Origin of the sequence: Paraniabella ginsengisoli (assembly GCF_022513635.1) — a bacterium.
In the GTDB taxonomy this organism is placed as follows: domain Bacteria; phylum Bacteroidota; class Bacteroidia; order Chitinophagales; family Chitinophagaceae; genus Niabella; species Niabella ginsengisoli.
Map to the genome: position 1 here is coordinate 1,258,629 of NZ_JAKWBL010000004.1, position 23,359 is coordinate 1,281,987.

General features: G+C 38.2%; 19 protein-coding genes and 1 pseudogene. 9 read left to right on the forward strand and 11 right to left on the reverse strand.

Going from position 1 to position 23,359, the window contains the following annotated elements; genetic code table 11:
• Positions 1-50: 50 nt before the first annotated feature.
• From MKP09_RS24200 to MKP09_RS24210, 4 genes are read left to right on the forward strand one after another with little or no spacing between them, the layout of a single operon-like run.
• Positions 51-1,907 (forward strand): fumarate reductase/succinate dehydrogenase flavoprotein subunit, encoded by a 1,857-nt coding sequence (locus tag MKP09_RS24200; RefSeq protein WP_262915606.1) that lies wholly within the window; start codon positions 51-53, stop codon positions 1,905-1,907.
• On the forward strand, positions 1,823-2,029 hold the full coding sequence (locus MKP09_RS27085) for a hypothetical protein (protein ID WP_317235428.1): 207 nt from the start codon (positions 1,823-1,825) through the stop codon (positions 2,027-2,029). The genes MKP09_RS24200 and MKP09_RS27085 overlap by 85 nt, the downstream gene beginning before the upstream one ends.
• 7 nt (positions 2,030-2,036) lie before the next feature.
• Positions 2,037-2,867 (forward strand): glycosyltransferase family protein, encoded by an 831-nt coding sequence (locus tag MKP09_RS24205; RefSeq protein WP_240833208.1) that lies wholly within the window; start codon positions 2,037-2,039, stop codon positions 2,865-2,867.
• Between the two features lie 44 nt (positions 2,868-2,911).
• Positions 2,912-3,682: a succinate dehydrogenase/fumarate reductase iron-sulfur subunit gene (locus tag MKP09_RS24210; protein WP_240833209.1), complete on the forward strand. Its 771-nt coding sequence runs from the start codon at positions 2,912-2,914 to the stop codon at positions 3,680-3,682.
• Positions 3,683-3,766: 84 nt separating this feature from the next.
• Here MKP09_RS24210 and MKP09_RS27700 read toward each other — a convergent pair whose 3' ends face one another.
• Together MKP09_RS27700 and MKP09_RS24220 are read right to left on the reverse strand one after the other, a co-directional pair.
• A complete protein-coding gene (locus tag MKP09_RS27700; protein WP_317235429.1) occupies positions 3,767-4,528 on the reverse strand; it encodes a response regulator in 762 nt (253 codons plus the stop codon).
• A 286-nt stretch (positions 4,529-4,814) separates the two neighbouring features.
• A complete protein-coding gene (locus tag MKP09_RS24220; RefSeq protein ID WP_240833211.1) occupies positions 4,815-5,735 on the reverse strand; it encodes a hypothetical protein in 921 nt (306 codons plus the stop codon).
• Positions 5,736-6,327: 592 nt separating this feature from the next.
• Here MKP09_RS24220 and MKP09_RS24225 point away from each other — a divergent pair.
• A pseudogene (locus MKP09_RS24225) lies at positions 6,328-9,629 on the forward strand (valine--tRNA ligase).
• A 43-nt stretch (positions 9,630-9,672) separates the two neighbouring features.
• On the opposite strand, the gene MKP09_RS24230 reads toward MKP09_RS24225, so the two are convergent.
• The 4 genes from MKP09_RS24230 to MKP09_RS24245 form a co-directional block, all read right to left on the reverse strand.
• Entirely contained in the window at positions 9,673-10,377 is a 705-nt protein-coding gene (locus tag MKP09_RS24230) for a hypothetical protein (protein ID WP_240833212.1), read from the reverse strand.
• An 8-nt stretch (positions 10,378-10,385) separates the two neighbouring features.
• Positions 10,386-11,456, reverse strand: a complete 1,071-nt coding sequence (locus MKP09_RS24235) for a TolB-like translocation protein (RefSeq protein ID WP_240833213.1) — start codon at positions 11,454-11,456, stop codon at positions 10,386-10,388.
• Positions 11,457-11,571: 115 nt separating this feature from the next.
• The gene (locus MKP09_RS24240; RefSeq protein ID WP_240833215.1) at positions 11,572-11,871 is read right to left on the reverse strand and encodes a hypothetical protein; all 300 of its coding nucleotides are present in this window, start codon (positions 11,869-11,871) and stop codon (positions 11,572-11,574) included.
• A gap of 44 nt (positions 11,872-11,915) precedes the next feature.
• A complete protein-coding gene (locus MKP09_RS24245; RefSeq protein ID WP_240833217.1) occupies positions 11,916-12,485 on the reverse strand; it encodes a hypothetical protein in 570 nt (189 codons plus the stop codon).
• Positions 12,486-12,644: 159 nt separating this feature from the next.
• Between MKP09_RS24245 and MKP09_RS24250 the strand changes: the two genes are divergently transcribed.
• Positions 12,645-17,303 carry a translocation/assembly module TamB domain-containing protein gene (locus MKP09_RS24250; RefSeq protein ID WP_240833218.1) on the forward strand — a complete coding sequence of 1,553 codons (4,659 nt, stop codon included), beginning with the start codon at positions 12,645-12,647 and terminating at the stop codon, positions 17,301-17,303.
• 299 nt (positions 17,304-17,602) lie between these two features.
• Here MKP09_RS24250 and MKP09_RS24255 read toward each other — a convergent pair whose 3' ends face one another.
• From MKP09_RS24255 to MKP09_RS24265, 3 genes are all read right to left on the reverse strand, one after another.
• Positions 17,603-17,866 carry an exonuclease/endonuclease/phosphatase family protein gene (locus MKP09_RS24255; RefSeq protein ID WP_240833219.1) on the reverse strand — a complete coding sequence of 88 codons (264 nt, stop codon included), beginning with the start codon at positions 17,864-17,866 and terminating at the stop codon, positions 17,603-17,605.
• The gene (locus MKP09_RS24260) at positions 17,829-18,455 is read right to left on the reverse strand and encodes an endonuclease/exonuclease/phosphatase family protein (RefSeq protein ID WP_240833220.1); all 627 of its coding nucleotides are present in this window, start codon (positions 18,453-18,455) and stop codon (positions 17,829-17,831) included. Before MKP09_RS24260 ends, MKP09_RS24255 begins: the two co-directional genes overlap by 38 nt.
• 252 nt (positions 18,456-18,707) lie before the next feature.
• Positions 18,708-19,337, reverse strand: coding sequence for a nitroreductase family protein (locus MKP09_RS24265; RefSeq protein ID WP_240833221.1), 630 nt, complete (start codon positions 19,335-19,337; stop codon positions 18,708-18,710).
• Between the two features lie 99 nt (positions 19,338-19,436).
• Between MKP09_RS24265 and MKP09_RS24270 the strand changes: the two genes are divergently transcribed.
• The gene (locus MKP09_RS24270) at positions 19,437-19,787 is read left to right on the forward strand and encodes a winged helix-turn-helix transcriptional regulator (protein WP_240833222.1); all 351 of its coding nucleotides are present in this window, start codon (positions 19,437-19,439) and stop codon (positions 19,785-19,787) included.
• A gap of 17 nt (positions 19,788-19,804) precedes the next feature.
• Here MKP09_RS24270 and MKP09_RS24275 read toward each other — a convergent pair whose 3' ends face one another.
• Together MKP09_RS24275 and MKP09_RS24280 are read right to left on the reverse strand one after the other, a co-directional pair.
• Complete coding sequence (locus MKP09_RS24275) at positions 19,805-20,182, reverse strand: iron chaperone (RefSeq protein WP_240833223.1); 378 nt, start codon at positions 20,180-20,182, stop codon at positions 19,805-19,807.
• A gap of 93 nt (positions 20,183-20,275) precedes the next feature.
• On the reverse strand, positions 20,276-21,475 hold the full coding sequence (locus tag MKP09_RS24280) for a bifunctional 3,4-dihydroxy-2-butanone-4-phosphate synthase/GTP cyclohydrolase II (protein ID WP_240833224.1): 1,200 nt from the start codon (positions 21,473-21,475) through the stop codon (positions 20,276-20,278).
• Between the two features lie 318 nt (positions 21,476-21,793).
• Between MKP09_RS24280 and MKP09_RS24285 the strand changes: the two genes are divergently transcribed.
• Both MKP09_RS24285 and MKP09_RS24290 read left to right on the forward strand, forming a co-directional pair.
• Positions 21,794-22,630 carry a glutaminyl-peptide cyclotransferase gene (locus tag MKP09_RS24285; protein WP_240833225.1) on the forward strand — a complete coding sequence of 279 codons (837 nt, stop codon included), beginning with the start codon at positions 21,794-21,796 and terminating at the stop codon, positions 22,628-22,630.
• A gap of 275 nt (positions 22,631-22,905) precedes the next feature.
• Positions 22,906-23,262 (forward strand): hypothetical protein, encoded by a 357-nt coding sequence (locus MKP09_RS24290; RefSeq protein ID WP_240833226.1) that lies wholly within the window; start codon positions 22,906-22,908, stop codon positions 23,260-23,262.
• Positions 23,263-23,359 lie beyond the last annotated feature (97 nt).

Below are 23,359 nucleotides of genomic sequence, written 5' to 3' on the forward strand. Positions count from 1 at the left end.
TTGACGGGTTTGCATTAGAAATTTGAGATTAGAAATTAGAAATTTGATTTATGCTTGATTCAAAAATACCTGCGGGTAAGCTGGAAGAAAAATGGAACGATTATAAAGGCCATTGTAAATTAGTAAATCCTGCTAACAAACGGAAGATTGAAGTGATTGTGATTGGAACAGGTTTGGCTGGTGCTTCGGCTGCCGCAACTTTAGGTGAGCAGGGCTACAGGGTTAAGGCTTTTTGTTTTCAGGACTCGCCGCGTCGCGCACACTCTATTGCTGCGCAAGGTGGAATCAATGCTGCAAAGAATTACCAAAATGATGGCGATTCTGTTTTTCGTCTTTTTTATGATACTGTTAAGGGCGGTGATTATCGCTCACGCGAAAGCAATGTGCACCGCCTGGCAGAAGTAAGCGCAAACATTATCGACCAGTGTGTGGCACAAGGTGTACCATTTGCGCGTGAGTATGGTGGTTTGCTAAACAACAGATCTTTTGGAGGTACACAGGTAAAAAGAACGTTTTATGCTGCAGGTCAAACAGGCCAGCAGTTATTAATAGGTGCTTATCAGGCGCTGGAAAGGCAGGTGGCTTTGGGTAATGTACAACAATATACCCGCCACGAAATGCTGGATATTGTGATGATAGATGGTAAGGCTCGCGGCATCATTGCGCGCAATCTTACTACCGGCCAGTTAGAAAGATATTTTGGACATGCGGTTATTTTAGCAACAGGTGGTTACGGAAATGTTTTTTATCTGTCAACAAATGCAATGGGCAGCAATGTAACAGCCGCCTGGAAAGCACACAAAAAAGGGGCGCATTTTGCTAATCCTTGCTTCACGCAAATTCACCCAACCTGTATCCCGGTTTCTGGAGATCATCAGTCTAAACTAACGCTGATGTCAGAATCTTTAAGAAATGACGGGCGTATTTGGGTTCCTAAAAAGCAAAACGATACGCGCAAAGCCAACGACATTCCTGAAGATGAAAGGGATTATTATCTGGAAAGAAGATATCCTGCTTTCGGTAACCTGGTTCCACGCGATGTAGCGAGCCGTGCTGCTAAAGAGCGTTGTGATGCGGGCTATGGCGTAGGTACTACCAAACAAGCGGTATATCTTGATTTTAAATATAACCTGATTAATAAATACGGAAGAGCCGAGGCCAGTAAACAGGGTATTGAAAATCCCGATACCGAAACGTTGATCCGTTTGGGTAAAGAAGTGGTAAAAGAAGAATATGGTAATCTTTTCGATATGTACGAAAAAATTACCGGCGAAAATCCTTACGAAGTTCCCATGCGTATTTACCCGGCAGTGCATTACACAATGGGTGGTGTTTGGGTAGATTATGAGCTGATGACTTCTGTTAAAGGATTGTATTGTTTGGGCGAAGCTAATTTTAGCGATCACGGTGCTAATCGTTTAGGAGCTTCTGCATTAATGCAGGGGTTGGCCGACGGGTATTTTGTAATACCCTATACAATTGGTAATTATTTAGCCGATGAAATTTCCGTTAAACCAATACCTACAACTGATAAGGCATTTGTAGAAGCAGAAGCTGCAGTAAATGCCCGCATCACACAATTGATGAATATAAAAGGCACACAATCTGTAGAAAGTTTCCATAAGCGCTTAGGTAAAATAATGTGGGAAAAATGTGGTATGGCGCGTAACGAACAAGGATTAAAAGAAGCGATCACCGAAATTCAGGAGCTTAAAAAAGAGTTCTGGAAAAATGTGCGCATACCAGGCGGCATACACGAAATGAATCCGGAACTGGATAAAGCAAACCGGGTGGCAGACTTTATTGAACTTGGCGAATTAATGTGTGTAAAGATGCATTGGAGCGCAAAGAGAGCTGTGGCGGGCATTTCCGCGAGGAAAGCCAGACAGAGGAAGGTGAAGCATTAAGAAATGATGAGGAGTTTATGTATGTGGCTGCTTGGAAATATAACGGAGATAGTGATTGGGAATTGCAGAAAGAACCCTTGGATTACGAGTTGATTAAGCCGACCCAAAGAAATTATAAATAATATAAAAATGAAAGTAGCCGGATTCTCATTTGTTCGAAATGGGGTGAAATACGGTTACCCTTTTAAGCAGTCTATATTATCTGTATTACCTTTGGTCGATGAATTTATAATTAACCTGGGCGATAGCGAAGATGGAACAAATGAGGTTGTGGATAATTTGCCCCAGGAAAAGATTAGGAAGATATACAGTGTTTGGGATGAATCTTTAAGAATAGGTGGGAAGGTTTTAGCAGAGGAAACGAACAAAGCATTGGACGCTACATCTGTTGATGCGGACTGGCTCTTTTACATACAAGGCGACGAAGTAATTCATGAAAAAGATTATGAAGAAATACGCCGGCAAATGCTGAAGTATAAAGATGATAAAAATATTGACGGATTATTATTTCGCTATTATCATTTTTATGGAAGCTACAGGTTATTAGGCGATGGCCGCAGTTGGTATCCATTTGAAATAAGGGTGATCAAAAATAACAAGGCAATACGCTCATATCGCGATGCGCAAGGCTTCAGGTGGGAAGATGGCCGTAAATTGAATGTAAAACTGATCAATGCCCATATTTATCATTACGGTTGGGCACGTAACCCGGTTGTGATGAATCGCAAGCAGACTGCATTTAGTAGTTTGTATAATGGAAAGGAAAGCAATCATAAGGAAGACATTGCCTTTGATTATAGCAAGATTGATTCGCTTACTTTATTTGAAGCAACGCATCCGGTAGTGATGAAAGAAATTGTGGAACAGGAAGATTGGAGTTTTGACAGAGATATTAATAAAAAGAATTTTAAAAGTATAAAGCACCGGCTTTATTATTTTTGGATAAGAAATTTGGCTTAAGGCCGTTTTCTTATAAAAATTATAAATTGATTCATTAGTACAATATGGAACATTACAATATGAACCTCACTTTAAAAGTGTGGAAACAAAAAGACGGAAATAGCAAAGGTGGTTTTGAAACATACAAAGTGAATAACATTTCTTCGGAGATGTCATTTCTGGAAATGTTTGATGTATTGAATGAGCAACTGATACATGAAGGAAAAGAGCCTATCGCTTTTGATCACGATTGCCGCGAAGGTATTTGTGGTATGTGTTCTATGTATATTAATGGGCGTCCACATGGTCCTTGGCAGGGTACTACCACTTGCCAACTGCACATGCGTGCTTTTAAAGATGGTGATACCATTGTGGTAGAACCCTGGCGCGCCAATGCTTTCCCTGTGGTGAAAGACCTTATTGTAGATCGCACTTCATTCGACAGAATTATACAGGCAGGTGGTTACGTTTCCGTGAATACGGGTGTTACTATTGATGCCAACAGCCACATGATAGGAAAGGATATTGCTGATAAAGCATTCGCTGCTGCAACTTGTATTGGGTGCGGTGCTTGTGTTGCTGCTTGTAAAAATTCTTCGGCATTACTGTTTTTATCAGCAAAAACCTCTCACTTGGCCTTGCTACCTCAAGGTCAGCCGGAAAGAAACAATCGCGCATTGGCCATGGTGGCGCAAATGGACAAAGAAGGGTTTGGTAGCTGTACCAACACTGGTGCTTGTGAAGCTGTTTGTCCTAAAGAAATTGAAATCACCAATATTGCACGACTTAACAGAGATTTTGCAGGCGCTGGTTTAGCCGCTGACATTAAAGAATAACAAAAAAGTTTCGCATATCTAAACCGTCCTATTTTGAGGTGGTTTTTTTTATGTCATAAAATAGCATTTAATGGTATCAAAAGTTTAAGAACGACCGATAGCATTTTTCACTATATCAAAAAACTCATCAGGAATGAATGGCTTGGTTATAACAGCAGCAAAATTTACTCTGTCAAAATCTTCTTGGTTTTGATTCACGTCTACAGCCGTTAAGGCCACTACAGGTGTTTGTATATTGGCTTCTTTTATTTTTTGAGTAGTTTCAAACCCGTTTATACCTGGCATCATAATATCCATAAGTATAAGGTCGTAAGTTTTTTCCTTTACTTTTTCAATAGCTTCAAACCCGTTTTCTGCTGTTTCGCAGTAATATTGTTTTGTCTCTAAAAGTGTTTTGGTAACAATAAGGTTTACATTATTATCATCTACTAAAAGTACTTTTCCTGCTATTTTTTGATTAGTAAGCATTGTAGGTGAGGTTTTGTTTTTATACACTTTTTCAAACCAGATGGAGAAAGAAAAAGAAGCGCCTTTGCCTGGTTGGCTGTTAACAATAATTTCACTGTTGTGAAGCGATAAGAAATGTTTTACAATATAAAGCCCAACACCGCTTCCTCCATATTTTTCTTTGATTGAATCGGATCCGTGTTGAAATTTATCGAAGATAATCTCAAAAAATTCAGGATCAATGCCAATACCAGTATCTGTAATGCAGAATCTAATCAGTACGTTATCGTCCGTTTCTTTTGTCAGTTTTATATCTAAAGATATTTTTCCGTTTGATGTATATTTATTCGCATTATTTAACAGGTTGATCAATATTTGCGATAATTTGACAGAATCCACTTGTAGTGGATCGGGTATATTAGGATCAACAGAACTTTGAAAACTATTGGTTGACGTTTTTAAAAAATATTTACGGTTTTGGCAATTTTTTGTACCAGGGATTTCAGGTGTGTAGCATCTCTGTTTAAAATCAGGTCTTTATCCTGATGTATAGATCGTGTGTCTACCATATTTTTTAGAAGGCGGTATAAATAATTGCTTGAAAACTCAAGCAAGTCCAGATTTTGGGCAAAACACTCTTTGTTTGTTTCTGCTTTTAGGTTGTGTGTGATAATGGCTATTCCGTTTATGGGCGTATATAAAGCTCATGTGTCATTACATTTAAAAACTCTGTTTTGGCATTTAAAGCGTTTTTGAGTTCCGTTGCCAGGGTCTCCAATTCTTTGTTTTTATTTTCAAGTACCAAGTTCAGCGCACCAGTTTTTTTTGAAACCTTTCTTTGATATATTGAAAAGAAAATTAGAAAAACAAGTACGCCGGCAATAACAATTAACCCAACTTTTATTTGCATTTTTTTGAGCTTATTTTCAACCTCAAATCTTTTTAGCTTTTCACTCTGAATGTTTAACTTATTTTGAGTGAGCATGTTGTTGCTCAATTGTATTTCTTTTTGCTTTCGCAAACTGTCCACAATTTTAAATGCCTCAATATATAATTGCGTTGCTTTTTCATACTGATTGATGCTGGAATAGAAATTTCCAACACTTTTCAAGTACATATATTCAAACAATGAATATTTAAAATAGCCTGAACTTTTTCTAATAGAATCTAAATGAGCGATAGTTTCCTTTCCTTTTTCAATATTCCCCAATTCCGTATATGCTTGTAGCGTATAGGAGTAAAGATATTTTGCCCGTCCGTATTTTATTCCAGATTCTTTAATAGCGTCCATACTCAATTGTGCATATTTAATTACATTGCTCCAGTTTTTCAGTTTATTGTAATGATCTACCAAATTAAAACACACATCAATCAAATTTTCGGTTTCCCCGAATTTTGAAAAAAGCTGGTAGGCTTTCAGGTAATATTTTTCAGCCTCTTTGCTGCCTTTTGGTTCTATAATTCCAAATATTTCATAGCAAAATGCTATTTCTAAAGAATTATTAGTTTGCTTAATAAGCTCTTTCGTTTTTTGAACATATCTTCGACTCGCAGCTGTATCTTTAATATAGTGAAAAAGAAAAGCTTTTTTACTATATAATCTCATAAGATCGATGACATTTTTGGTTCGCAAGGCCAATGTTTCTGCTTTTTTAGCAGGAGAAAAGCACTATCAGAGCCATCGCGTTTACCCACGTATTTTCTGCGTCTATTATTAAATTTTGTATGCTGTCAGCATATTCTGATTTACCCTGTGCCCAAGCAGGTGGATAATGGGTGACAAGGAAGAAAATAATAATAATGAAGTATCGACTTATAGGTTGCAACTGTGTTATTTTTTGATGAACAAATAGATTTTTAAAATCTAAGTAAATCTATGATTGTATTTAAATTAAATTAAATGAGTTCGGGTAGCTCGTAAAAAGTAAGCGACTGATTATAGAATGCATGTGGTAGGTGTTTATCAATTACAATAATACTGCTGGTATTTCTATGGTTTATCAATTTTTAAATCTACAGGACAGTTTAAAAATAATGTTAGGCTGATTATAAAATGATGCTTATTGATCGGGACGATGAAGTGCTTGCAATGCAATATCGATGCCATAAGCACTGTAGTTCGTATCGAAAAAATAAGTAAAATCCTCTTTTAAAGATACTGCAATTTTCTTTGAACAATGCAGTAAATTTGCAGCCCTATGCAATTATCGAAAAATTTTGAACCTGCACAGATTGAGCAATTTTGGACCAATCGTTGGAAAGAAAAAAGTATTTTGAAAGCAAGCCGGATGGACGACCTGCCTTTACTGTGGTGATCCCACCGCCCAATGTAACCGGTGTGCTGCACATGGGTCATACGCTGAACGAGACCGTACAGGATATTTTGGTGCGCCGCGCCAGAATGAGCGGCTACAACGCATGCTGGGTGCCCGGTAGCGACCATGCTTCTATTGCTACAGAAGCGAAAGTAGTGCAGATGTTGCGTGAAAAAGGTATTGATAAAAACACATTGACTAGAGATGAGTTTTTAAAGTATGCATTTGAATGGAAGGATAAATATGGTGGGATTATTTACAACCAGATTGAACGATTGGGGTGTAGCGTGGATTGGAGCCGTGTAACCTTTACCATGGACGATCATTATTACAAGGCGGTAATCAAAGTGTTTGTTGATCTTCATAAAAAAGGTTTGATTTATCGTGGCGCGCGAATGATCAATTGGGATCCGGTTGCGAAAACTGCATTAAGCGATGAAGAAGTAGAATACCGCGAAGTGCAAAGCAAGTTGTATTATATACAATATAAATTAGATGAATCATCATTATCAGGGTTAATTGTTAGCGAACCTACAGTAAGATATTGGAGTGTAAAAGACTTGTTACTAAAGGCAAAAAATATAGTTGTAAATTTTACTGCAAAAATCAAGACGGACTATCTTAATGCTGACGAAAAGACCATACTGGGTAGTGTTACACCTGAAGGCGCATTGTTTTTATCTCAACTAACCGGAAAGGAGATAACGGCAGATTATAAACATACAATAGAAAAAGCAGCTTTAACCATGTTTTAAGAAAGCATGGAAATGAAGAGGAAGAAAAGAAGCGTGGACAAATTGCTATTACTGAACAAGATTTTGGAAGGATACCTGAAATCCTAAATAGTCCTGATCAGATTGTAGGAGATAGCAAAACCCAAACAGGACTTGAAGCCATCACTTATATAAAAAAATGGAAGACGGTTCTTTTATTTATCTCGAAGAAGTAAGAACCGGCAAAAAGAATTGTGTTTGACAACAATGAGAAAAATGAAAGGGAAGACTGGTTTAGAATCTTCCCTTACAAACAGGCGAGCAATGCCTTCCGCCGAAGCAGAATCCTTCTCTCGAACGTCCGAAACGACTCCTGCTATTGCGAAGATACCAAAAATTATCGATTTTAGCATCTTAGTTGATAGTGAGGAAGATGCTACTTCCGGTGAATACATCACTATCGCAACTACACGTCCCGAAACCATTTTGGGCGATACAGCCATTTGTGTAAATCCTAACGACGAGCGTTACCAGCATCTGAAAGGTGCTTATGCTTTTGTGCCATTGATCAATCGCCGTATTCCCATCATTTTTGATGAATATGTGGATATGGAATTTGGTACCGGCGCTTTAAAAATAACGCCAGCACATGATATCAACGATTATAATCTTGGATTAAAACATAACCTTGAAGTAATTGATACATTAAATGATGATGGTACTTTAAGCAAAGCCGCACAACTATATGTTGGTGAAGATAGGTTTGATGTGCGTAAAAAAATTGCTGCTGATTTAGAAGCTTCTGGCAATCTGGTGAAAACCGAAGATATTGACAATAAGAACGGTTTTTCGCAAAGAAGCAATGCGGTTGTAGAGCCAAAAATTTCTACGCAGTGGTTTTTAAAAATGCAGGATTTAGCCGAACCGGCGTTGAAAGCGGTTGTTGATGGCGATATTAAAATTCATCCGGGCGATCGTTTTTTAGCTACTTATAAACATTGGCTGGAAAATGTAAAAGACTGGTGTATCAGTCGGCAGCTTTGGTGGGGTCAACAAATACCAGCCTGGTACACACCTGATGGGACCTGCGTTGTGGGTGAAACAAAAGAGGAAGCATTTAGTGAATTGTCAAAAGTGGATAGTGAATCTACTCACCATTCATCATTCACTATTGACGATCTGACTCAGGACAATGACGTGCTCGACACGTGGTTTTCTTCCTGGCTTTGGCCTTCGCAGGTGTTTAAAGGAATTACAGCACCTGGCAACGAAGAAGTGAAATATTATTATCCGACTTCAGTGTTGGTGACCGGACAAGATATTATATTCTTTTGGGTGGCAAGAATGGTGATGGCCGGTTTAGAGTATGAAAAAGAAATACCATTTAAGGATGTTTATTTTACCGGAATGGTACGCGATAAGTTGGGCAGAAAAATGTCTAAGCAATTAGGTAATTCTCCCGACTTATTAGAATTGATTGATAAATACGGAGCCGATGCGGTTCGCTTTGGAATAATGATTGCAGCGCCTGCCGGTAACGATTTATTATTTGATGAAACGTCGCTGGAACAAGGCCGTAACTTCAATAATAAGATATGGAATGCGCTGAAACTGGTAAAGATGTGGGAAGAAAATCCCAATGGCATCATTAACGACCTGAAGCTTGAAGATGATGATTTCGCAGCGAAATGGATGCGTAATCGTATCACTAAGGTGAAGATTGAAGTAGATAAACTATTTAAAGAATTTAAACTTAGTGAAGCGCTTAAAACTATTTACTCTTTAATATGGGATGATTTCTGTAGCTGGTATTTGGAATGGCAAAAGCCCGAATTTGGTGGCGCTACGATTGATTCTAAATTACAGGTAACAATTGATTTCTTTGAAGAATTGCTGCAGATGTTGCATCCTTACATGCCTTTTATTACAGAAGAAATTTATCATCAGTTGCGCGAGCAGGATGATGACCTTTCAATTAAGCAGTTTGAAAATTCCGGGCGGCCTGTGAATGATAAAATAATTTCTCAAGGCGAAATATTAAAGAGTACCATTAGTGTAGTACGCGACGCACGGGTAAAAAATAGTATTAAAAATAAAGAAACAATTAACCTTCATATACAAACCGAACGGACTACAGATTATCATCCATTGTTTGATATTTTACAAAAACAAATAAATGCAGAGAAAATTGCGTTTACGGATACTGCAGTTGAAAAATGTGTAAATGTATTGATAGAAAAAGATAAGCTATACATAGAAACACAGACAGAGTTAGACACTACCGCACAAAAAGAACAATTGGAGAAGGACATCATTTATTTAGAAGGTTTCCTTGCATCGGTAGAAAAGAAATTAGGCAATGAAAGGTTTGTGCAAAATGCCAAGCCGGAAGTGGTAGAAGTAGAAAGAAAGAAAAAGGCAGATGCCGAAGAAAAGATTAAAGCGCTGAAAGAAGCGATGGCAGCTTTGTAATATTTTTAAACGTCCCAGGTTTTCAAAACCTGGGACGTTTATCTTACCTCGGTATCAAACTGCCAGGCAAAACAAATTCAAAAAATAACTTTCGGTTGCTTTGAGGTAACGGGCTTATTAAAGTTCCAGCCCGAAAGCCGAAGGTAAGTGGATGCTGGTTCCACCATTTTGTGTCAAAATAAATTTCAGCGCCTGTGCTTTGTAGTGTTGATTTTGCACTTGCCTTTTTATTAAATGCTTGTGTATGATCGTAAAATAAATTAGCTCTTACGCGTTGCAAATAAAAGATATTGGCAAACCCCCAATCAGGGTATAGAAGTGTAAAATGATAATTGGCCCGCGCTGTGTAAACGCCTGCAGAGTCCCGTCCTGCGTAGCCTCTGGCGTAAGCGATACGGTTTCCAAACACACGCTGATCAGTTCCTGAATATTGAACGGCTCCATTTAACACAAGACTTTGCGCCCTAACTACGCCGGGCAAGTACAGATTGGCCCCTGCATAGCTTTGCCAACTTTTATAAAGATTAAGCGCATGCCTCAATTGTACAATGCTGCTATATCCAAACCGTGGATAGATATCTTGAACCGTAGCCTGAATTTGTTGTGACCAGCTGATGCCATGAGCGAGGTAGCTGAACTTCAACTCTTTAAAATCATTTCTGGTTTCGCCTTTATTAAAATCAGTACGGTAATAATAATTGCTTCCAATATTTAGCGATTTGTAGGTTCTGTTACTGGCCCAGCTCAATGGAATATTTAAGCCAACATAATTATTCCATTCATCCCATCTTTTATCTTACCCGATGCAATGCCGCGCCTGTCGAATGTATAAGCAGAACCCAGCGTTATAAAAGGAAACAAGCCGCCGTAGGTTATAGAGCCGCCAGCAGTATGGGTTTTGTCACTTTCGTTGTATAAATAATATAGCTGCGTTTCTGTGGTATTTAAAATATTATTACCATAAACTGTGAAGCTAAATTCAGGATCAGAATAATTGGGACGCCAGCTATGAAAGTTGATCGGTCTTGTTAACTTTCGATATGGCTTGGAACTGTAATGTGTGTATGAGATTTTGGACAAATCATTTGTAGCATGTAATGTGTCTGTAACTATTCCATTGCTTGCCTTGGTAAAAATCTCCATTAAGACCGGCAGCCATTCCAAATCTGCTGTTTCTTTTTGATGCAGTTGATAGCCGTTAGCTGTAAAGCTGCTCCAGTTTAGTTTTTCAAAATTGTTGCTGACAAAATAGCTTCCAACGCCTGTTGTAGGCAATGTATATAGTTGTTTAGACTTTAGATCATAATAAAATAGTTCATCTTTTAAATGTTGGGAAGCTGTAAAATAAATCCTATTATCCTTTACATCAATCGTTCCTATTACGGTGTTTGATGGCGGAGTGATGTTTTCAATCCTTCCGGTATTTATATCAATTGCTGCAATATGTGTGGTAGCATCTTTCTTTCGCAGCACACTAATGACAGTTTTATTATTTACTATTTTGGGATTCGAGAAATAAGTGATGCTGTCATTCACTATTTCTTTTTCAATCGCGCCATCAGTTGCATTTAATATAATAAGGCTGGACCTGCCGTTTAGCGACACTTTATTAGCCGCAATCAGTTTGCCATCTTCAGAAATATCGGGCGAGAAATATCGGGTTTTATGCTGAAGCGTTCGTTGGTCACCAGTTTTGACGTCAAGTATTTTGATCACACTATAACTAACCCAACCCCATCGCGGGTGCGTTTCATAAGCGGCATACACAATTTTTCCGTTTCGATAACTATACTGATCCTCAATACTAATGTCTCTAAACCGGATCAATTCTTCTTGTGTATTTGTTTTAAGGTAAAACGCAGCTCGTTTATTATATGTTGATTTTTGATACAGCAGATCGTTCGCCGATATTTGAAAAGGAAATGTGTAGTTTGTTACGCTTCTAGCTCCCCTCTCCTTTGGAGAGGGGGGTGAGGTCTGTCAGGCGCTTTTCGTTTTGGATGCCATAAATATTCTTGTAGTAATTAAAAGCGCTGTCTCGAAATATTTTGTAACTAACTCCGGTATGTTTTTGTACAGCCTTCTGCATGGGATAAAACAAACTTTTATATGCGCTGGCATCGAGCGTTACGTTGCGCCAGAAATCATATCCATATTTTTCCACGCCATAGTTCACCAGCAAATACCCCAAATCATAATGATTAGGTACATAATCTTTTAGCGAACCATTTCTCAACTTCATCCAACTATAATTTTTTCCTGATTGCCATAAAGACGGATAAGCTTTCAGAAAAAAGGAAGGGTGCCTCGGCCATGAGGCGCAAATAACGTTTCGTTGTAAACAGCATCCCCTTCAAAAAACCAATTAGGAACAGCCGCGTTTATGGCCAGGGCATAACCTTCTTGTCCAAACAATTTTTTCATAACACCACTTAAGCCATTATTAAAATTATTGAATTGCTGTACATGGCGATACTCGTGCACGGTTAATTGCGATGGCCAGGAAAGACTGCTGGGATCGAAATTGTCGGCAGATGGAGTTATGTATAATTCACTTCGAAATGGGCCAAGAGAAACATAGCCATTGGTCGTAACTGGTTGATTTTGCAGTATAATATCTATTTTATTCCATTTGTTGCCTAGCTTGAGGCGATCTCGCCGCGAAATTCCTCTCACAATATCTGCAACGCTGCTGGCTAAAGAGTCCAGTCCGTCCGGAAAAATGATTCTTGCTGTATCCGAATTGATCTGTTTCCATCGGGTAGAAAATGGATTGCCTCCAAACTGCTGAGCCTCAGTTTCTATTAAACAGCTGAAGAAAAATATCGCCAGAAACAAAAAGCCAATTCTCAGCATAAATATATATTCTGATTAATTATTTTAAGGATGCAATAAAAATATAAAATTAACAGTTAGATATGTCCGAAATTTGCCAGTCGAAACCTAATAAATTACTTTTACAAAATTTTAGAACAACCTTTCCTGAAGAAATTTCGTAAAATACTACTAATCGTTTTGGCGTCAATCGTTTTGTTATTGACGGCCGTGTGGTTGCTTATACAAACGACTCCGGTACAAAACTGGCTCATCGATAAAGTAACCTCTCGTCTTTCAAAAGATCTTAAAACGAAAATAGAAATCAATCGGGTAGATTTTTCTTTGTTCGATAAGATGAACCTGCAGGGTGTATTGATCCTAGATCGTCAAAAAGATACTATTTTAAGTGCAGGAGAAATAACCGTAAATATTACGGATTGGTTCTTCTTTAAAAATGATATCGAACTTAAATACATTGGCCTTAGAGATGCTTATGTTAATTTACAGCGAAGCGACTCCGTTTGGAGGCACCAATTTATACTTGATTATTTTACAACGCCTGCCAGTCCTAAAAAGAAAAAAAACGCAATCAATCTTGCTTTGCGTGAAGTAGATCTTAAAAACATCCTCGTAAGGCAGCGCGATGGTTGGATAGGACAAGATATGACGCTGTCCCTGGCATCACTGAACACGGTTTCGCGTAACGTTGATTTTAAGAAAAGGCTGATAGAAATCAAATCGCTAAATATTAACCAACCCTATTTTGCGCTGCGTAATTATGACGGAAAGAAGCCTCCTAAAGAAAACAGCGCAGTACCCATACCTGTTGTTACTGATACCAGTGATATTGATGTAAATGACAATAAGTGGAAGATACTTGTAAGCACACTTAGTCTGCGAAATGGTACTTTTAAAAATGATAATGATTCCCGCCCGCTGGATACTTCAGCATTTGATGGTAAGCATATTGAGTTTTCAAAAATAAATGGCGATTTTAGAAGTGTGAAATGGGAGATGGATACTGTTTCGGCTTCCATAAAGCTTGCAACCAAAGAAAGAAGCGGTTTTGAGGTAAAGCATTTGATTGCAGATGCAAAGTTTACTCCAACTGAAATGACTTTTGATAATCTAGATATACGAACCAACGACAGCCATCTTACCAACTACTTCAGCATGCGGTTTGACCGGTTTAGCGACATGAGCGATTTTGAAGAAAAAGTGAGGATGGAAGGTAGGTTTGATAATACGGAGATCAATAGTGATGACATTGCATATTTTGCTCCCGATCTGAAAACATGGAAGAAGAGAATTAAAATAAGTGGCAATGTAAAAGGCCCTGTTGCGTCATTAATTGGAAAAAATCTGGATATTAGAGCAGGAGCTAATACTCATTTTTTGGGAGATGCTACTATTACAGGATTGCCAGAGATAAACAGTACTTATCTTGATATAAAAGCAAATGAGTTTAAAACTGTTTATGCCGACGCTACAGCCTTTATTCCACCATTGAAAAGAATCAATACTATTGATTTAAGCAAGCTTGGATATGTGGTTTTTAATGGAAACTTTTCAGGATTTATTAATGATTTTGTTACTTATGGAACGATACAAACCGGGCTTGGCACGGTTAAAGCAGATGTCAATCTTAAATTACAGAATGCTGCATATCCAATTTATTCTGGCACAGTATCTACGCAAGGCTTAAATCTAGGCCCGCTTCTAAAAGATAAAAATTTAGGGTATGTAAGTTTGAATGCAACTTTAAAGGGAGCTGGTTTTAATCCTAACAGTGGTGCGATTGCACTTGATGCCCGGGTAAAGTTTATTGATTATAAAAAATACCGTTATCAAAACATAACACTGGATGGTGAATTAAATAAGAAAATCTTTGACGGATCGATTATAATTAATGATCCGAATGCTGCTTTGAATCTTAACGGGTTTGTAAACTTTAGCAATAAGGTGCCCGAGTTTAATTTCTTGGCTAACATCGACACCCTGAATTTATATAATACACAACTGTTCAGAGAAAATCTGGCATTTAGCGGAAAAGTAATTGCAGAATTTACAGGCAATACAATTGATGACTTTCTGGGATATGCAACTATTACCGAAGCATCCCTTACAAGAAATGGTTTTCCATTATCGTTTGATTCACTTTCCATCAACTCAACTGTTACGGATAGCGCAACAACTAAACATCTCAGCATTGCTTCAAATGAATTTAGTGTTGATATTGATGGTGTTTTTAATATTCGCGATTTGCCGAATTCTGTCACTGCTTTCCTCAATCGTTATTATCCGGCCTATATTAAAAAACCGAAGGATGATGTGCCGAAGCAATCATTTACGTTTGATATTAAAACGAATAGCTTCAACGAGTTTGCAACAATTATTGATAGTAGTTTGCAGGGGTTTGATAACAGTAGGATATCAGGCAGTATCAATACGAATCTGAATAACCTGTCTCTTGATGTCAATGTTCCTTATTTTAAGTATAGGCAATTTAGTTTTTCGAACACTGATATTGATGCAACTGGAACCTACGATAGCCTTACTTTATACGGCAGTGTATCCAATATAGGAGTTACCGACAGCTTGGAAATACAATTAGCAACATTCAATATTAAAGCTCATAATGATGTTTCGGAAGTGAGCATTTTCACTGGTGCCGAAGGAAATAAAACTTTGGACCAGGCACGTTTAAATGCTATAGTAAATACTTACGATAATGGAGTAGGTATACAATTCAATCCTTCAAGTTTTATGCTTAATGGAAAAACCTGGAGTATTGAAGATAAAGGAGAATTAGAGTTCCGGAAAAATGCGCCAGCCCATGGCCTGCTGGTTTTACGGGTGAGTACGCAGGAAATAAGAGTTGAAACCATGCCCTCGGATGTGGGGAGTTGGAATGATGCAGCCATAACATTAAGGAATATCAACCTTGGCGATATCGGTCCTTATTTGCTTCCACGCAACAGGCTTGAAGGTTTAATAGATGCACACGTACTTATAGAAAATCCCGGAAAAGAAATGAAGATCAGTTCCAGAGATTTTGTTGGAAAAGGAATCCGTCTGGACAATGATTCCATTGGTGATTTGGGCGCAACTATGATATTTGATATGTTGACACAAGAGCTTGAGGTGAATGGTAAGACTTTGGGCTCTGACGATAAAAGCCTTGCCTACGATATTCACCTTTATTTACAAAGCCAGGAAACACAAGCAAATAATGTTATTTCTTTAAAACCCAATCATTTTGACCTAAAGTATGTGGATCGTTTTCTCAACTCTTTGTTTTCTGACTTAACAGGAGATATCACCGGGGATTTTCAGGTCAAAGGGCCTTTTAATTCAATTGCGGTAGTTGGTAAAGGGCGGCTTCACAATGCAGGCCTGAAAGTGAAATTCACGCAATGTTATTATAAAATAGAAGACAGGGATATTGAACTTAGTGAAAACGAGATCAATCTGGATGGAATTGTTTTAAAGGATACGATTACCGATAACCCGGTCTATTTAAGGGGGAGCATTTTACATAATGCCTTTAGCGATATGTTTTTTGATATTACAGTATCTACACGTAAGCCGGGTACCCGCGATGCAAGAAACAACCGGCCAGTACAGGTGCTCAACACCACTTTCGCTGATAATAAACTGTTTTACGGAAAAGTAAAGGCAACGGGTTCCTTTGTATTGGTTGGACCGGAAGATAACAGCTATATGAAAATTGATGCTATCGCTTCTGACCAGGAAGAAAGCTCTTTTACGATTGCATCTGCTAGTAGCTATGCTGGCAAAATGCCCGACTGGCTGGTTGAAAGAAAATATGGAGAAGAAGTTACAGACAGTCTTGTTGATGCAAGCGAACAATCGAACATGGTGTATGAATTGGATGTAACGGCTAATCCAAAAGTATTGATGAAGTTTGTAATGGATGATCTTACCGGCGACCAGATTGTAGGCCGCGGATATGGAACATTGAATATAAGATCAGGAACAACTGAGCCTTTGGCAATAAAAGGCAGATTAGATATTGAAGAAGGTACCTATAATTATACTTTTAAATCATTCTTTCCAAAACCTTTTGAAATTATTAAGGGTACAGAAAATTATATATCCTGGACAGGCGACCCGTTGAAAGCAAATATGAATATACAGGCAAAGTATAAAGCAGAACGTGTAAGCTTTGCTCCATTGGCAGGCATCAATATTGATCAGAGCTATGCCAACACCAGAGAGAATGTTTATGTGTATGCAACACTTACCGGGCAACTATTTCAGCCGGAATTCAAATTCGAGCTTCAGCTGGATCCGAATAGCAGGTACAATAATGACTTTAATGTAACGAATGCCTTGCAACAAATAGAACGAAGCCAGACTGAGGTTACCCGGCAGGTTACTTACCTTATCGTATTTAATAGTTTCGCGCCGCCACAAACAGGTGTTTCCAATATTGGTATTGGCGCGGCTGTAAATGAATTAACATACAACACTATTTCCAGTTTATCCGGGTTGCTATTTAATGAGGTTAATAAGAAGCTGAACACAGCATTGGCTTCATTGCTGGGCCATGATGTGCGGTTAAGCTTTAGCGGTTCAGTTTACAACCGTAATGTATTTGGTGTTACTTCTAATAACTTCAATATCAATCAGGCTAATGTAAGTGGTGCATTGTTAGTGCCATTGTTCAAAGACAGGTTCGTTATTTCATTAGGTAGTTCGCTGGAAGTGCCTTTGCAATCTACATTGCAACAAACCGTACAGTTCTTACCAGACGTGACGGCGGAATGGTTATTGAACGCCAGCGGAACAATAAGGCTTAATTTATTTTACAGGAAAACCTGGATTATTTAACTACATCAAGCACTGGCGCTGCCAAGCTTAAACGAACCGGTGGAGGTATCTCTTTAAAAGAGAATTCAATACACTGCGCGAAGTTTTTTCAAATGCGAGAAAACGTGCCGAGCGCGAATCAAGAGGAAAATTACCTGCACCAGCCGATTCATCAAGAATAGTTCAGCCAGTTGTGCCTGATAAAAAAACAGATAGTCTAACGCCTGAGACGATACCCGGAACGGAGGAGTAGGAAGTTGGGATATGATAGTTGACGGTATGATAGAAGGTTAAAAGCGAGTATCAGCAAACCTTAACTGTTATCTCCCAATCGTCAACTCGGCTACAACCGGGAAATGATCAGAAGGAAACTTACCGAAATAAGTATCAGTTAAAATACCCCATTTAGAAGCCTGCCATTGTTTAGTAATAAAAACGTGATCGATCACGTTGGTTGTGGTAAAATTATTTTTAAAACCATTGAAAGAACTATTGTTTTCGTAAGGTTTGCTTACATCTTTATGGCTGTCGCGTAAAATAGCTGAATTAGCAATGATCTTGTATGGTTCTGCATCGGCCGGCATTAAAGTCGCCTGTTAAAATAGCGGGTACTCCTTTCGCAATCTCTTTTATTTTTTGAAGTATGAGTTTGCTGCTTTCAAGCCGTGCTATTTTTCCCTCATGATCAAAATGGACATTGAAGAAGTAAAATTTCTTTTTTGATTTTTTGTCCTGCAAATAAACCCATGAACAGATGCGGTTGCAGCAGGTTGCATCCCAGCCGAGCCCTGGTTTATCAGGTGTTTCAGATAACCAGAAATCTCCTGATGATAGAAGTTGAAATTTATCTTTCTTATAAAATATTGCCGAATGTTCTCCTTTATCGCTACCATCATCGCGGCCTTTGCCATAACGTGCATAATCAGGCAATGCTTTCAGCACATCTTCAAGTTGATGTGGCTGCGCCTCCTGTGTTCCAAATATATCAAAGTCGTGAAAACTGATCAGGCTGGCAACATAAGCTTTTCGATCTTTCCATAAATTGCCAATATCATTTTTGTTATCAAACCGAAGATTGTAGGAGGCAATAGTATAAGATTGTGCGCCTGCAGTCAGTGAGGTCAATAAAATAGCGCAGAAGATTACTTTAGCTAAAAAATCTTTTTTAAACACATAGCAAAAACTTTAAAATGAAATCCGAAGCTTAGCAGACAATTGGCCAAGGGCTTCCGAAAAAATGTAGCCGAAGATAATAACTTATGACCAATACATTTTGCCCGATAAGGTTATGCTATGATTAACTCATAAAATATTTCTTAAAAAGAGTACCACGGATACAAAGTATGCAATAAACCATTTTCTTGATAAATAGTTGTTCCGTAGTATTCTTTCTTGTACATCTTAATTTTTAGAACTTCGTTTTAATTATGCTACCACAGAAATAAACTCTTCTTTCGGAGTTCGAACTTTTTTAAGTTTGGCAAAATAATCATTTTCTTCATCCCTGTATCCAAGTGACAGCATTACAATACTTTTAAGGCCTTTATTCTTTAGCCCAAGCACTTCGTCCACTTTTTGTTGATCAAAACCCTCCATAGGTGTTGCATCAACACGAAGTTCAGCTGCTGCAATGATTCCGGTTCCTAATGCAATATAAGCCTGACGAGCAGCCCAGGAAAAGTTTTCCTCATCAGAGCGGTTGAGCAAATAAGTTTCTAACGATTTTTTAAAATCAACCATTCCTTCTGCAGGAGTGTCTCTTACGGTTGCAATATGGTCAATATAATTTGAAATTTGTTCCGCAGTCACTGCTGTATAAGCTGCAAACACAAGCAGATGTGAAGATTCCACGATTTGAGCGTTAAAGGATCCTTCACCGATTTGTTTACGTATGTCCTCATTTTCGATCGAGAATACACGGTAAGGTTGCATACCTGCCGATGATGCAGACAAACTTATTGCATCAAGTATTTGTTGCACTTTTTCTATTGGTATTTTTTCGTTTCTGTACTTTTTAGTGGCATAACGCCAGTTCAAACTTTTAATCAGTTCCATAAATGAAATTTTTTGAATACACAAAGTTCCGGTTTATTGGTATACTTTTGTCACCAAGTGTATAAAAGTAATAGTAACATACATGTAACAAGGTAACTTATGGCAGAAATAAAACATGAGCATGAAGCTTGTAAAAAGACCATTCTCGCTGTGCACGACGCTATGGATGTGCTAGGTGGAAAATGGAAAATTTCAATTGTAGCTTCTTTGGGTTTTGGTAAGAAAAGGTACTCAGAAATATTAAAAGATGTAACAGGAATATCGGGTAAAATGCTGAGTAGGGAGTTAAAAGATATGGAAGCGAATTTATTAGTGAACCGTTATGTGATAGACACGAAGCCCGTTACTGTAGAATATGAACTAACACCTTATGGACATAAATTAAAATCGGTTATCAAAAACCTGGCTGATTGGGGTAACCTTCATCGCAAAACGATTATGGGTAAATAGAAAATGAATAGTTGCTATTATGCTTTCTTGATTTTTTTCAAAGCAGCTTTTTCTTCATTTTCCTTCAAGCGGAATTTCACAATTCGTTTGATCAGATCAACTGGTAATGGTTTATCAAGCGGAAACTGAACCGTGCCTTTACCTCCTTTGTAAGCTTTTAATTCTTCTTCAAAGTCTTCATGTCCGCGTGGTGCAGGATAGATGCTGGTGTGTTTTTTATAACCGGAATAATAGATAAAATATTTATCATTTTGTCTAAATCCGCCAATGCCATAGCTTAAACCCTCCTCAGATGTCGGAGCAGCTTTTTTAATGATAGAACGGATCTTGTTTACAGCCTCCTGTGCTTCTTCCGGAATGGTAGCGAGGTATTCATTAATGTTAGACTCAACCATGGTTTATTGGATTTATTCGATGTACAAATTACGATGTACGCTTTAAAACTTCAACCTATAACATTCTGTCATCCGTCAACTATCATCTATCAACTAAAAGTCATGTCCCAACTTCTCTCTCTTCGTGCTTAAATATTTTTCGTTGTGCTCATTTGGCGTAATGACGATGGGCACATTTTCAACAATTTCCAGTCCATATCCTACAAGACCAACACGCTTGCGCGGATTATTACTCATCAGGCGCAACTTGGTAGCATTAAGGTGGCGCAATATCTGCGCACCTACACCATAATCGCGTTCATCCATCTGGAAACCCAGGTGCAGATTGGCTTCTACGGTATCCATTCCTTCTTCCTGAAGTTTATATGCTTTCAGTTTATTCATTAGTCCAATGCCTCGTCCTTCCTGGTTCATATATAAAATAATGCCTTTGCCTTCCTGCTGCACCATTTGCATGGCCGTTTGCAACTGGTCGCCGCAATCGCAGCGAAGGCTGCCCAAAATATCGCCCGTAAAGCACGATGAGTGAACGCGCGTTAAAACAGGTTCATCTTTTTCCCATTCACCTTTAATTAATGCAAGGTGTTCATTGTTGCTGTTCTTATCTTTAAAAGCCACCAATGTAAAATCGCCGAATTTGGTCGGCATTTTTACACGCACAATTTCTTCAATTAATGAATCACGTTTCAACCGATATTCGATCAGCTCCTGTATCGATATAATTTTAAGATCAAATTTTTCTGCAACTTTTAAAAGGTCCGGCAATCGCGCCATTGATCCATCTTCATTCATCACTTCTACCAACACGCTTCCGTAAGGATAAGGAAAGCCGGCCAGCCGCGCTAAATCAGTAGCAGCTTCAGTATGTCCTACGCGGCGCAATACGCCACCTTTTTTGGAACGCAGCGGAAACACGTGCCCGGGACGACCCAAATCAGCCGGATTGGTAAAAGGATTATTTAATGCTTCAATTGTTTTTGATCGGTCACTTGCTGAAATGCCGGTGGTGCAGCCATGCCCTAAAAGGTCAACGGAAACAGTAAATGCGGTTTCGTGCAAGGCCGTATTATTGGTTACCATTAATTCAAGTCCGAGCTCGTCGCAGCGATCTTCAGGCAGCGGCGCACAAATCAAACCACGCCCGTGCGTAGCCATAAAATTGATCATTTGAGGCGTAATGGCACCCGCAGCGGCAATAAAATCACCTTCATTTTCACGGTCTTCATCATCCACAGCTATTACCAATTTTCCTTGTTTAATAGCTTCAATAGCACTTTCTATCGAATCAAGCATTTATTAAAAATTTTTGCAAAGTTAAACAATTTGGGGCTGTCAGCTGTCGAATCTGCCTCGGCAATTTACCGTCCGCCAGCTGGCGGATATACCTCCGCTTCGCTCCGGTGCCGCTACCATCCGGCAGCCTTTGATCTTTTTGCATCGCCATAAATACGTGACGATTGTTTTCAAATTATAATAACATGACATCAGCTATTTTTGTTGCAGCATATTTTATTGAAATGAAGCATAAAAAATATTCATTTTAATACCGAAGCCATGAATATTTTCTTATGCGGAATTCCATGTGCCAGATGAAAACAATAACATAAACACATGAAATATAATGTGATGATAACCGGTCAGATGCGCTTTTTATTGATTTCCCTTTTTGCTTCTTTAGTAGCTTGTAATAGCGATGATAACTCGTCTAATCAACAAAATACGAAAGCTGTAACGCCTGTCATTCATTATAAATTGCTTCAAACTTATCCTCACGACACAACTTTATTTACTGAAGGACTTGTATTTTATGACAATAAGCTTTTTGAAAGCAGCGGCGCTCCTCCTGATATTCCTTTTACTAAATCAGTCATTGGCTACTATGATTTTAAAACCGGCCTGTTCAATCAGAAGATAGAAATTGACAAAAGTAAATACTTTGGAGAGGGAATTACTTTTCACGACAATAAGCTGTATCAGCTAACTTATAAGAATAAACTGGGATTTATTTATGATGCCAAAAACTTTATAAAACAAGGGGAATTTAATTATAGCAATACAGAAGGTTGGGGACTTACCACTGATGGTAACAGTATCATTATGAGCGACGGCACCGAGAATATTACTTATCTGGATCCTAAAACAATGCAACCACACAGGATATTGAAAATTACTGAAAATGGAATACTTAGGGATAGTTTAAATGAGTTGGAATTCATTAATGGCTGTCTATATGCTAACATATGGCTTCATCCCGAAATTGTAAAAATTAACACCACCAATGGAAATATTGTAGGTAAATTGAATTTAAGTTCCATTGTAAACGCGGTAAAGTCCCGCAAACCAAACTCACAAGAGTTAAATGGTATCGCTTATGATTCCATAACAGGAGCCACGTACATTACGGGCAAGTTGTGGCCGTATATTTATAAAATTTATTTTGAGAAATAGGGTACATGCTGTTTCTTCAATTGTTGAGCCGTTTCTTAAGTTGCAAAGTGTGACAAAGATGTAGGATAGTCCATTAATTTTATATTATAGTCTATTCTTTAATTCTTGTATCAACTTATCTTCACGACCATTTTATACACTACTGTGTTTGCTGTGCTCCTAAATCGCAGCAGTAAACTAAAAAATATACCATTGAGAAAAGTAAGTACAGCAATTTTTTTTGTGTAAACGCCATGTTCCTAAAAGGGCAGGAACTGCACATTAAGAACGATAAAATGGAAAGGGTATTGAAATATGGAAACAAGGTTTGGCGTACTGTCAAATTTGCAAGCCTTGATGGAAAAAATAATCTGTTAGTTAAAAGCCATGAGTTTACTATTTTACCTATCAATTCAAACAACGTACTTTCTATATCCGATTTTGAGGCGATTAATCAGCCAAAAACTTACCATAAATACGATACTTCTTTTTGTGAAATAATATACAAACCTTCACGCGAAGCGGAAAAAATCTGGCTTGTCCGCAAAACTCATCATTACTTATTTTGCTGTAAAGGGTCAATCGTATATCAGGAAAAAATCAATCTTAAGTATAAGAAATCGGCATCCGTCGATCGGCTGGAAGTAGAATAATTTAAATAAGGAGCAGCAAACAGGTTATTGCTAACTCACCTTTATTCGAAATAATATTATTCATCAAGTAAGCATTTCTATTATAGCAATCATATCA

What these genes read in the sequence shown, in the direction of transcription:
- MKP09_RS24200 (WP_262915606.1), top strand. Translation starts at nt 51, where the DNA reads ATGCTTGATTCAAAAATACCTGCGGGTAAGCTGGAAGAAAAATGGAAC.
- MKP09_RS24205 (WP_240833208.1), top strand. Translation starts at nt 2,037, where the DNA reads ATGAAAGTAGCCGGATTCTCATTTGTTCGAAATGGGGTGAAATACGGT.
- MKP09_RS24210 (WP_240833209.1), top strand. Translation starts at nt 2,912, where the DNA reads ATGGAACATTACAATATGAACCTCACTTTAAAAGTGTGGAAACAAAAA.
- MKP09_RS24220 (WP_240833211.1), bottom strand. Translation starts at nt 5,735, where the DNA reads ATGAGATTATATAGTAAAAAAGCTTTTCTTTTTCACTATATTAAAGAT.
- MKP09_RS24240 (WP_240833215.1), bottom strand. Translation starts at nt 11,871, where the DNA reads ATGAAGTTGAGAAATGGTTCGCTAAAAGATTATGTACCTAATCATTAT.
- MKP09_RS24245 (WP_240833217.1), bottom strand. Translation starts at nt 12,485, where the DNA reads ATGCTGAGAATTGGCTTTTTGTTTCTGGCGATATTTTTCTTCAGCTGT.
- MKP09_RS24255 (WP_240833219.1), bottom strand. Translation starts at nt 17,866, where the DNA reads ATGCCGGCCGATGCAGAACCATACAAGATCATTGCTAATTCAGCTATT.
- MKP09_RS24265 (WP_240833221.1), bottom strand. Translation starts at nt 19,337, where the DNA reads ATGGAACTGATTAAAAGTTTGAACTGGCGTTATGCCACTAAAAAGTAC.
- MKP09_RS24270 (WP_240833222.1), top strand. Translation starts at nt 19,437, where the DNA reads ATGGCAGAAATAAAACATGAGCATGAAGCTTGTAAAAAGACCATTCTC.
- MKP09_RS24275 (WP_240833223.1), bottom strand. Translation starts at nt 20,182, where the DNA reads ATGGTTGAGTCTAACATTAATGAATACCTCGCTACCATTCCGGAAGAA.
- MKP09_RS24280 (WP_240833224.1), bottom strand. Translation starts at nt 21,475, where the DNA reads ATGCTTGATTCGATAGAAAGTGCTATTGAAGCTATTAAACAAGGAAAA.
- MKP09_RS24285 (WP_240833225.1), top strand. Translation starts at nt 21,794, where the DNA reads ATGAAATATAATGTGATGATAACCGGTCAGATGCGCTTTTTATTGATT.
- MKP09_RS24290 (WP_240833226.1), top strand. Translation starts at nt 22,906, where the DNA reads ATGGAAAGGGTATTGAAATATGGAAACAAGGTTTGGCGTACTGTCAAA.